The following is an 11,141-nucleotide window of genomic DNA, read 5'->3' as shown; positions in this document are numbered from 1 at the left end:
TTCAAACGCAAGGGAATTGAGCGAATTGTCCGCACATTTTGGGTGATATCTTCACCCGTCACCCCATCACCCCTAGTTGCACCCCTTACTAGAATGCCATTTTGATAGGTAAGAGCCAAAGCAGAACCATCAATTTTGAGTTCACAGACATATTCCACCGATTCTATTTTCGGTGCTTGTCGCCGCCAACGATGATCCCAGGCTTGCAACTCATCGATATTAAATGCATTCTCCAGACTGTACAAGGGGATATTATGCCGCACCGAGGTAAACTGCGTATGCTTAAGCTCACCCACGCGCACAGTCGGACTATCGGGAGTCGCCAATTCTGGATACTGAATTTCCAGTTGTTGCAATTCTCGATATAGCTGGTCATAGACTGCATCCTCCATAATTGGAGCATCTAAAACGTAATAAGCATAGCTGGCTTGTTGCAATAACTGGCGCAATTCTTCTGTACGTTTTACTTCAGGCTTAATCTGGGTCATTAGACTTATTACAAAATACCTAGCAAATAGAATAGCCTGCATGAGCAGGCTTTGTTTGGGTAGCCGCGACTTGTAGTCGTTGGGATTTAGCGATCCCAGTCTTCGACTTCATATAAAAATCGAGTTTTGCCAATCAGTTTACGATTAGCAGAGGTACTTTGGACAAACACAACATACTTTTCTAGGTTACTCGGTTTAATACGAATCGTTGCATCCATCGGTAGACCTAACATTTCTCGTGCAGCACCTCCTTCAAATAAATCACCCGTTGCTCGATCCATTAAGATAATTTCTTTTTGAGCCTGGATAGTTTCTGTTTTTGTAAATTCGTAGAAACCCCGCCCAACTTTAAAACTCAAACCATTTTCCAAAACAAACGCTTTAATTGAAATATCTTGTTCAACCTCTAAAATCTGGAAACGCCCTGGAGAAACAGCCCGTAAATCAGCCGATTCGTAATAAGATGTTGCTTCCCGGTTCATCATGGTGTTAAATATTTTATTTAACCCACGGCTCATGCGTCCTTGGTCAATTACTTCTTGTTCATAAGCTTGTAGCTGATCGTTAGAAGATTGTTGGTAGCAAACTGCTAAAAACAAATCACTAATATACGAAAACTGGTCTAAGTTGATATGAAAACCGCCAGACTTTTCTGCAAGTTCTTGATAAAAAGGAGTGGCATGAAGGCGATTGAGTGCTTGAACTCCGTAAACTGTAATTTCTGCCTCAGCTAATTTATCTAACTCTTTGCGCCAATTTAGTTTTTTAGGATTGTGTGCTGGAGGATGGGGAATATCATCACCAATCAAAACTAGTGATTTTGTTGCTGACTTTGACCAAGATAAAGATTGGGATTCATGTAATACCAATTCGTAACATTCTGGTGCATCTCCGCCACCAGTAGGTTCAACATTTTGCACAAAATCACAGATAGCATCAACATCACCGGATATGTTAAATATTTTGGTGACATAAGTTGAACCTGCATCGCAGTAGTCCCCATGAGCAATAATCCCAATCCGAATCAAGGGAATTTCGTCTATCAGTCTGGTAACGGTATTTTTGATTTTTCGCCGTACTTGAGTAAGGCAAGGGTACATACTTCCAGTTGTATCGAAACTGAAAACAATCTCAATGTTATTACTTCTCATCCGCTCACCTAAATTAATCTAAATTAATATTCAATTTTTAACTTACAAAATTACAAATGGCACGCAATCATGGTTAAAAATTTTACAGGTAAGCCTCTAATTATCATTGCTCACCGAGGCGCTAGTGGCTATCGTCCAGAACATACTTTAGCTGCTTATGAATTAGCGATAAGAGTGAGTGTGGGGTTTCTTTTTGTTTCAGCTAACCCTCCCCGATATATTGGGGAGGGGACTAGTACCGCAAGGCGGAAGTCAAAAATCAAAAATCAAAAGTCAAAAGTGTTATGGAATAAGCTCTTTAGGGATTTTAAATGGTTGCTCTATTTACGCCGTGGCGTACTAGATAGTATTGGGTGCATCCCAGTTTTTATTTTTTAATGAGAAAACAATTGTCATTGCGTTCGCGAGTGCGTCTCGTAGAGAGGAGGAACGACGAAGCAATCGCATGGACTCGCTCTGAATTGGAAGATTTTGTGATTGCAACGCTTGACTGCGTTCCGCTCGCAATGACTAATCATCGCTGCGTAAGTCCTGTATTGGTTCATGAGAAAACAATTGTCATTGCGAACGCGAGTGCGTCTCGTAGAGAGGAGGAACGACGAAGCAATCGCATGGACTCGCTCTGAATTGGAAGATTTTGTGATTGCAACGCTTGACTGCGTTCCGCTCGCAATGACTAATCATCGCTGCGTAAGTCCTGTATTGGTCAATACAGTTCAGTTAAGCATTTCTTCCTTCTCTCTGCGTCCTTGGCGTCTTGGCGGTTCGTTAAAAAAATTGACTTTGTAACATAGTTTTAGCCTTAACCCAAGCGTATTGCTGTATTGGTTCAATTGTTGCGTTCGCTTTTGTCTTTAATAAAAGCAAGTTTGCTAAGTTCCTATATTAAATTCGGGCAGTCGTTGATTGAATTCGGGCAGTCGTTAATTGAATTCGGGCAGTCGTTAATTGAATTCGGGCAGTCGTTGATTGAATTCGGGCAGTCGTTAATTGAATTCGGGCAGTCGTTGATTGAATTCGGGCAGTCGTTTATTGAATTTGGGCAGTCGTTGATTGAATTTGGGCAACCTCCAAGAATTTACATAAAGCAATTCAATATATTTGTAATAAATAAATTAATTTATACTGAATTATGCGGGTGTCAATTAACCCTAATTCTGTCTATCCTAGTGCTGTACAGTTCAGGGTAGAACTCAGTTTTTGTCCTGGCGCATTATTAATAACAGGAAAGTGATTTATGTCACGTCCAAAACGCGGGTCTAAAGTACTTGATAGAGCACAGCGTCGGATTGCAGCTTTGAAATCGATCAGTCCCACCTTAAACTTAGGCAATGGGGTAACAATTGACTCCTTTGCAGCCGTCATCAAAACAACGCAAGACAAGTTGGAAGCTTATAACTCAAGCCTCTCCACCGTGGATCTGACTCAGGGAGCCTTAGAACTTGCCGAAAAGTCGCTGATGGAACTAACAGAACACATGTTACTCAGTGTAGCTGCAAAGTATGGCAAGAATAGCGATGAGTACAAAATGGCAGGGGGCGTTCGTCGAAGCGATCGCAAGCGTCCGGTGCGAAAGCCTAAGCAAGAGGCTGTTGCTTGATAAATCTGGGTTTTACCCCACCCTAACCCTCACGCCACTTGCTCCACTTGGGGAAACCCCAACCAAGACCGCAGTGGCTCCCCGATATATTGGGGAGGGAACTAGATTTCTTTTTCCCCCAATGCATCGGGGGTTCTATGTTTCGATATGAGACGGGATATCGCACATACCAGCCCACAGACAGTAGAATAATTTTGCAATGGAAGTGTTGCCATTTGAATAGAGGTATCTTTCGCTGCTGAATTATCTGCCTTCTGCACTTTTACCAGACCAGCACTGGTTTTTGCAACACAACCGTATTTTCAAGCCCATCTGCAAAATATAGGTTGTTTAACCTGATATGTTCTTAAGACTTATCCTAGTAGTGTGTCAAATATATTTTGACGGATATCAAGACATTTGAGAAACACAAAAAACTCTTTCCCCACTCCCTACTCCCCACTCCCTACTCCCCACCTTCACCCGTCATTGTTGGCTTGACAGACTACTAGCAACTTATCGAGGTAGAACATGGCTCAGATACTACGCCCTTCCCAGAAATATTTGAGTAAAAGCCTTTTTACATCTATTGATATTGGCTTGAGCTTATTGTTATTGATGCCTACAACAGCCTTAGCTGATGCAAAAAACAATAATTCTAACGATCCTCCACCTCAGACTACGGGAACTTCAGGTGGCTCTAGAGGATGCGAAACTCAGTCTGAAACATCTTTAAGTAGCATTCCAGCCCTGATCTTGCTTGCACCTTCCCAAATTTATGGGGAAACCTTGGCAACCCGTCCTACATTCGCTTGGTTTATCAGCAATTCTGCCTCCTCGCAAATGGAGTTTCGGCTTTATGAGTATGACCAAGCTACTAAACAATCTAAGTTGGTAAAAGAGATTAAAGACGAAAATTTTAAAAGTTCACCAGGAATTATGGTCTTATCTCTGTCGAGTCCAGAATTGTTAGTTGGTCGAAGATATCTTTGGCAAGTCGAATTAGTCTGCGACGCTAATCGCCCATCAGGCAATCCATTTGCTATAGCTGCAATGAAAGTAGTTCCAGTTCAAGCAAATTTGAACAAGCTGCTGTCCCAGACTAATAACGTGCTAAACAAAGCAATTTTATATAACCAAGCTAATTTGTGGTACAACACTTTAGAAATTGCTTTAACCTCAAAGGATGAGCCGAGGCTAAGAGAATTAAAGATGTCTCTTTTAGAACAGGTAGCAAATGGATCTGAAACAGGACTAAAAGAACAAATTAAAGTAGAACTTACAAAAAGCGCAATTCATCAATTGCAACGCTAGTACCGTATGGCGGAAGTCAAAAGTTAACACTGAGCGAAGTCGAAGTGTCAAAAGTCAAAAGTCAAAAGTATTATGGAATAAGCTTTTTATGGATTTTTACCGAAAATTTGGGTAAAAGCCCCGTCCTTCCAGGACGGCAATATAAGGGAATAAAGTTGAAAATCCTCGGTTCTATCGAACCGGGGAAGAGAAAATGAAACGGTCACAAAGACTGGTTTCCAGAAAAGTTAAAGGTTCTAGCAATAGACGTAAAGCCTTATCTAGGTTAGGTAAAGTTCACCTCAAAATAAGTAGGCAACGTAAAGACCATGCTGTGAAATTAGCACGGTGCGTAATCACATCAAACGATGTTGTAGTCTACGAAGATTTGAGGATTAAGAACATGGTGAAAAATCATTGTTTGGCAAAGTCAATTAATGATGCCGGATGGTATCAATTTAGGGTGTGGTTGGAGTATTTTGGCAAGGTGTTTTTAAGGATTACTATTGCTGTAAATCCATCGTATACCTCGCAAGAATGCTCTAGCTGTGGTGTGATTGTGAAAAAGTCACTATCTACTCGCACACACGTTTGTAAGTGTGGGTGCGAGCTAGATAGGGATCACAACGCTGGTATAAACATTCTTAATTCTGGATTGGGTACAGTAGGGCATACTGGAACCTTTGCGCTAGACGCAAGCAACGCTTCTGGAGAATCGGCCTCTACTCTAATTGGAGCAATCCTGTCAGAGCAAGCTGTTTCGTAGATAGAAGAATCCCCGTGCGTTCACGCCGGGGAGTGTCAAAGCCAGTTACCAATGAGAATGAATGATGCCCAGTATCCAGGATGACTTTCGAGTTGCTGCTGATGGGCTTGTAGCCAAGCTATTTGAGTTGCCTGTAAAGCTTTGGCCTTACTTAGTCCACTGTGCCAGTTTTGATAAAATTTGGTAATCAGTTGCGCTGTTGCTGCATCATCAACTTTCCATAGAGAAGCCATAGCACTTTGAGATCCGGCTTGGATGGCTATACCAGCTAGACCTAGAGTTTCACGATCGCTACCTACTGCTGTTTCACAAGCTGTCAAGGTCAGTAACTGTATGGGATTATTGCGATCGCTAGTATTATTAATTAGTTGATAAAGGTCGGTTATTGTCAATTTTCCATTATAAGTATCAGGTCTGCTCGATTTTGGCTGATTTGCTTCAACTTTTTTACCAGTTACCAAGAATGTTTCTCTATCATCAATACCAAATTTGCCATGTGTTGCTAAATGAATTACTGGGTAAGTATTTTTTTCTAACTCTTGTTGCAAGCGCTCAGGTGTAAAGTCTTGATCTACTAAGCCCTTGCTTTCAGGTAAACTCGTTGTAATAGTTTTAAGCTCTAATTTAACTTGACTAAGCGGCTCAAAAAATTTTGCACCCCCATCCGTTTCAACGGTAGCTGCCTGTGTCAAGCCGAAAGCCAATATTCGTAATTCTTCAGGGTTATAGCGGATTGTATTAGTTAAAGTTAGTGCTGGGGTAGTGGCGATCGCATACTTTTCAATCAAAAATTGCTTGCCGTCAAACAGCGCCCCCATCGGGATACTCCGAAGAATTCCATCTTGGATAAACACTAAAGTTTCGATTCTCTCTGTTTCCAAATCTTTGATAAAAGGACGAATGAACCAGTCATACACTTGTTTTGCTCTGGCTTGATAACTGTTTTCCAAATCGGAGCGTTTTTCTAGTTTTATTCGTAAGTCATTGATTACATCTTTGACTTCCTGACTGTTAGCAGACACCCAAACAAGTCGTGATTTCAATTTTTTATGCTCATCAGCCAAGGTAAGAATGATCGCCAGGCGCTCTTTCAAGATAATCGAACTAAAGACAGCAGTGTTTTTTCCTATTAATGGGACTGGTTGCTGAATCAGTGCTAAAGCACAATCATTACCTAAATAATTTTGTAGTTCTGCTAGCCTTAACTCATCTATGGCTAGAAGGGCAAATTCCAAATTTTGTTGAATATCAGATTCTTGAACAAGATGCTCAGTTTGCTCTAGGCGTAATTCAAGCAACTCGCGGTAAACTGGTTCAACATTGTCTCGAAAGTCAAATTGAAAATCTCGCTGTTCTAAGCTAAGGTCGCTGCGGATACTTTTGAGGCTGTTAAAAGATTGTTCATAAAAATTAATCGCTTCTTTCACCCGACCTGTGGCTCTAAATAGCCGTGCCGCCTGCCAAGCCCACAAGTAAAGGCTCTCGTTTGCAACAGTGCCAATAAGAGCTTGTTGAGTAAAATTTATAGCTTGTTGGTAATCTTGGAGACATTCATAAACGTGTCCTAACCTGCCTTTGGCAAAAGATTCTGCCTCTCGATCCTGTATTTTTTGAGTTATAGACAAGGCTTTATTGAGTAGCTCAACAGACTTGGGTAAAAATTCTGACTCTAAGCATTGAGTCGCTGGCTCAGTACTGACCGACTTGCCCGAATGGCTGACGAGTTGTAAAAGATTAGCAAGTTGAATTGCCGCATAGGCTTTATCATGAGAATCGGACACCTGTTCTAAGACGGCGATCGCTTGCTGTAATGTATTATTAACTATGGCTTTATCCTGGCGATCTTGCCGATAGTAAAGTCTAACTAGACCTAGTAGCGATCGCAGTTCATTTACTTTATCGTTTTGGCTACGAGCTAGATTCAGACTTTGCTCAAAATACTGTACAGCTTGCCCATCATTACTAAGAGTGGATTGCTGAAATTTTTCGGCAGCTTTTTGATCGCCTATCTCTTTGGCGAATTCAGCACGGCGTTCATTGCCCTTAGCCAGATTAGCGTAAGTATTAGCTAAACCATTGAGGGTAGATACTATGTAAGTTTGATTATTGATGCGCTTGGCGATTTCATAGCTGCGTTTAAAATCTTGAATAGCTTGCTCATACTCGCCTTGGAGACGATGAGCATTTCCCAAACTACCCCAAGCAGCTACTTCGCCCAGATTATCTGACTGTTGACGAGCAATTTCTATGGCACTATCTGGACTACAGGTTGCATTGCTTTGATTTTGACCGCACAAAATGGTAACTGCGCGTCGTTGCTGTCCCAGGTTACTGTAGAGTTGAGCCTGTTCTGTCAGCATCCGCCCTACTTTTATCGGCTCGTTTGTTTGACGATAGTAAGCAATAACTAGTTTTAATTGGGCGATCGCATCAGGTATTTGACCTACTTGTTGGTATGCTCTGGCAAGGTATGCCCGGACATTTATTTCCTCAGAATCATTACTGTGACGCTGTTGATTAGAAAGGGCTGCTTCCCAAGACTTGATTGCTCCTTGAATATCGCCAGCTTGATATAGCTCAAGTCCTTGCTGTACTCGCTGTGTTAAAGGCGACGATTTAGCTGTTGTTATCTCTGCGATTCCTTTATGCCCAATTGTTAGGGAAGGATGCCCTAACCATAAGCACAAGGTTAGCGTTGTCAGAAAGAGAACTGCCCAAATGCGACGAACACGGTATGGCAAGGGTTGCATGATGGCATAAAGTAATACTTTCAAAAGTGGATTTATTACTTACAGCAGTTTTCATTTATTTGAACCACATCTGTCGTAGGGGCATGGCGCAATGCTCATTGGTGTCAACTTAAGCTAAAAATCGCTTATCTGTTGGCTTCCACGCCCGCCCAGTAAAAATCGCTTATCTGTTGGCTTCCACGCCCGCCCAGAAATGAATTTCAGGGCTCATAGCTAAAGTCTACTAAAGTAGACTCAAAATTTTTCGGATTATTTAGTCATCTTTAGATGACTTTCGCTATTAGCAAGGAACTTCAGTTCCTTGCGGGACATGGTTTTTACGTTAAGTTGACACGTATGAGCTGGCTCGTGCCCCTACCGCGTGGTCTATTATGACCAAGGTTGGGACGGTCTACTACTATTTCTAAGATACAAGGTTGGGTTGAACTTTAGTGTTACCCAACAAAGAGAAAGAAAATGTTGGGTTTCGTTCCTCAACCCAAACTACAATATCAGGCGATGGCGTAGCCCAGAGCAGGCATCGCACTTTTGATCTCAATGTCTGAGCCGTCCCCCTTCTTCATCGGGGGGACTACAGGGGGGTTAAAACGATCTCAAATTCTCACGAATGATTTAGGACTGCTATATAAGCAACAGATACCTCGAAGTCATGTTGAAGTACTTGAAAGTCGTGTTGAGGTACTTCAAAGTCGTGTTGAGGTACTTGAAAGTCGTGTTGAGGTACTCCAAAGTCGTGTTGAGGTACTCCAAAGTCGTGTTGAGGTACTCCAAAGTCGTGTTGAGGTACTCCAAAGTCGTGTTGAGGTACTTCAAAGTCGTGTTGAGGTACTTCAAAGTCGTGTTGAGGTACTTGAAAGTCGTGTTGAGGTACTCCAAAGTCGTGTTGGAGTACTTCAAACTTTGTCGCACCGCGATCAAGTACACAGGTGCGATCGCTAGCGTCAAAACGAGCGTCAAGATTGCTGACTCCTGAATTCAGAATAGCTGAATTCTTCTTCAATTAACGCTTCCAATTGCCTAAATACAAAAATCGTTGCCACCAACTAGTTGCAATTGGCCAAGTCAATTCGCAGACAGTGCCTTGTGGAGAGTGAGGAAATCGTCGAAACTTGCCTCTCAATTGTCGAGCTAAATCTTGAGCCTGTTCTGTTCCCTGACCGCCACGTTGAGAGTTTTTAGATATATTTGCAAATCCGTTATCAATTATTTGCAGGCAATACTCTTTCGACGATCGCGTACAAATTACATCAAGGCGAGTAGCTCCTTGGGAATGTTTACCTACATTACATAAAGCTTCTTGTAAAAAAAGGTATAAGTCTCGCTTTTGATTTGGACTTAGTTGGCAATCTTCTAATGGTTCAAAATTAGGAGGAATAAAACTGAGAATTGATCCAAACCCTTGAAAATTTCTTTTTAAGGTAATGTCGTAGACATAATAAAGCATCTCAGCAATGGGAGTTTGCAAATCGAGAACTTCATTTCCCTCTAAATAAACACTATGATTGCGACTGAGCATTTCTTGACTGAGATACTCAGGAATAATTCGTAACTCTCGATTTAGTTGTTCAAGTTGCGATCGCAATTTTTCAGCCTCTATCTCTTCTACGCCAAGATTCCTTAATATCACAGCTAGACTTTGCAAAGGCCCATTGTGAATTGCTTCAAAAGAGCGCTTCAGAGTTAAACTGCGCTGTTCGAGTAACGCTCTTAAATCTCGGTCAAAAAAAAATGTCGTTAATCCTGCACTCGTAAGAGCTAACAAAGTTGGTACTAAAGGAATCCACCAACCCAGAACCAGGCCAAGAAAACAAATTGCGACGATTTCGATACTAATTACACCAAGGCTAAACAATGTCTTTGCAGGAGATTGCAGAATTAAACCCAGAATGATGCCGAGTAAACCCCAAGCTAAAATCCATAAATACTCCCAAATTTCTGACCATACTTTTAACAGTGGTCGTTTGTCTAAAACATGACTAATAATTTGGCTTGTGGCATGAGCATGAACTTCTACACCATAAATCCATTGGTATTGATTAGCAGACTCTTCAACTCCTAAAGCCCTAGTGTAAAGTGTATTTTTGGCTGCGGAGGTGATAAAGTTATCTTTAATGCTGGGGGCAGTCATGCCAATAATCACAACGCGATCGCTAATCCAGCTAGGATCAATTTTTTTATTGAGAACATCTCTAAGAGATATGGTGCGAAAAGGTTGGGGATGAGAGTGAAAATTAAGTAACACTTGAAAGCCATTGGCATCAGTTCCTACATATCCGCCAGAATTAGGAAGAAACCGAACTAGCTGACTAGAACCGAACTTGATGGGGTCATAAGAGCGACTGCCATGAGCAAACTCTATTCCTTGTTCGCGCAAATAAAATTGTGCTAGACGCAGAGGTAGGGAGTATTTTAGTTCTCCAGAGTAAGTTTTACTTGCCATTAAGCTACGTCGCAGCTTTCCATCTGGGTCTACTATTGTATCTGCAAAGCCGACTTGTTCGGGAGGTAATTCCGGCGGTGGTTTAATATTAAAAGATTGCTTTTGATTTAATGCTACTTCAACTCCAATCAGATTTGGATTCTCTCTCCAGGCAGGCGCAAGCTCTGCATCAGCCGAATTACTTTTATCTCTAAAAAGGTCAAGACCGATGACTCTGGGTTTGTAGCTATTTAAGATGCTCAACATTTGGGCGATTTCCCGATCTGGTATAGGAAACCTACCTACATAATTGATATCTTCTTCATCAATACCTACAATTACCACCCGCGAATCAATGGCTTCATTAGGTCGCAGCCGTAGCAATTGATCGAAAGCGAGCCACTCTTGCGATTGCAATAATCCTGTTGAGCGAACAAGCATAATTAATCCTACCACTGAGAGTCCTGGCAGCACTACTTCTTGCCAGAGTTTCAGTTGTTCGTGAAGTTTGTTCCATAAATTGCTTTGAGTCGAAAGTCCAAATTTCATCAGTTGATTAATCCGATTTTTCTAGCTGCGATCTCAATTTGAATTCTCAATTCTTTACCAGGTTCGTCATAGACACCCAAAGAATCTTGCAGTCTAATCCAGTAGTTTCGGACAGTGCGATCGCTCAACTTCATTTTTTGAGCGAT

General features: G+C 41.7%; 6 protein-coding genes and 3 pseudogenes. 5 read left to right on the top strand and 4 right to left on the bottom strand.

The window, feature by feature from the left end; all coding sequences use genetic code 11:
* Together ligA and LC574_RS08750 are read right to left on the bottom strand one after the other, a co-directional pair.
* Positions 1 to 488 (bottom strand): annotated as a pseudogene (ligA, locus tag LC574_RS08755) (NAD-dependent DNA ligase LigA); the annotation flags it as partial.
* Positions 489 to 574: 86 nt separating this feature from the next.
* Positions 575 to 1,639, bottom strand: a complete 1,065-nt coding sequence (locus LC574_RS08750; RefSeq protein WP_229452940.1) for a vWA domain-containing protein — start codon at positions 1,637 to 1,639, stop codon at positions 575 to 577.
* 69 nt (positions 1,640 to 1,708) lie between these two features.
* On the opposite strand from LC574_RS08750, the pseudogene LC574_RS08745 reads away from it, so the two are divergent.
* The 4 genes and pseudogenes from LC574_RS08745 to LC574_RS08730 all read left to right on the top strand — a co-directional run.
* Positions 1,709 to 1,816 (top strand): annotated as a pseudogene (locus LC574_RS08745) (glycerophosphodiester phosphodiesterase); the annotation flags it as partial.
* A gap of 1,060 nt (positions 1,817 to 2,876) precedes the next feature.
* A complete protein-coding gene (locus LC574_RS08740; protein WP_229452938.1) occupies positions 2,877 to 3,239 on the top strand; it encodes a hypothetical protein in 363 nt (120 codons plus the stop codon).
* Positions 3,240 to 3,749: 510 nt separating this feature from the next.
* Entirely contained in the window at positions 3,750 to 4,532 is a 783-nt protein-coding gene (locus LC574_RS08735) for a DUF928 domain-containing protein (RefSeq protein ID WP_229452934.1), read from the top strand.
* Positions 4,533 to 4,692: 160 nt separating this feature from the next.
* Positions 4,693 to 5,277: pseudogene (locus LC574_RS08730) on the top strand (RNA-guided endonuclease InsQ/TnpB family protein); the annotation flags it as partial.
* Positions 5,278 to 5,312: 35 nt separating this feature from the next.
* Here LC574_RS08730 and LC574_RS08725 read toward each other — a convergent pair.
* Positions 5,313 to 8,051, bottom strand: a complete 2,739-nt coding sequence (locus tag LC574_RS08725) for a CHAT domain-containing protein (protein WP_229452933.1) — start codon at positions 8,049 to 8,051, stop codon at positions 5,313 to 5,315.
* A gap of 625 nt (positions 8,052 to 8,676) precedes the next feature.
* Between LC574_RS08725 and LC574_RS08720 the strand changes: the two genes are divergently transcribed.
* Positions 8,677 to 9,000 (top strand): hypothetical protein, encoded by a 324-nt coding sequence (locus LC574_RS08720; protein ID WP_229452932.1) that lies wholly within the window; start codon positions 8,677 to 8,679, stop codon positions 8,998 to 9,000.
* A gap of 27 nt (positions 9,001 to 9,027) precedes the next feature.
* Here the strand turns inward: LC574_RS08720 and LC574_RS08715 are convergent, their stop codons facing one another.
* The gene (locus tag LC574_RS08715) at positions 9,028 to 10,995 is read right to left on the bottom strand and encodes a CHASE2 domain-containing protein (RefSeq protein ID WP_229452931.1); all 1,968 of its coding nucleotides are present in this window, start codon (positions 10,993 to 10,995) and stop codon (positions 9,028 to 9,030) included.
* Positions 10,996 to 11,141 lie beyond the last annotated feature (146 nt).

The sequence above is a fragment of the Nostoc sp. CHAB 5715 genome, assembly GCF_020829685.1.
In the GTDB taxonomy this organism is placed as follows: domain Bacteria; phylum Cyanobacteriota; class Cyanobacteriia; order Cyanobacteriales; family Nostocaceae; genus Nostoc.
The sequence above is the reverse complement of the archived record's forward strand: the minus strand, read 5'-3'. Positions and strand labels throughout refer to the sequence as shown.

What these genes read in the sequence shown, in the direction of transcription:
- LC574_RS08750 (WP_229452940.1), bottom strand. Translation starts at nt 1,639, where the DNA reads ATGAGAAGTAATAACATTGAGATTGTTTTCAGTTTCGATACAACTGGA.
- LC574_RS08740 (WP_229452938.1), top strand. Translation starts at nt 2,877, where the DNA reads ATGTCACGTCCAAAACGCGGGTCTAAAGTACTTGATAGAGCACAGCGT.
- LC574_RS08720 (WP_229452932.1), top strand. Translation starts at nt 8,677, where the DNA reads ATGTTGAAGTACTTGAAAGTCGTGTTGAGGTACTTCAAAGTCGTGTTG.
- LC574_RS08715 (WP_229452931.1), bottom strand. Translation starts at nt 10,995, where the DNA reads ATGAAATTTGGACTTTCGACTCAAAGCAATTTATGGAACAAACTTCAC.
- LC574_RS08735 (WP_229452934.1), top strand. Translation starts at nt 3,750, where the DNA reads ATGGCTCAGATACTACGCCCTTCCCAGAAATATTTGAGTAAAAGCCTT.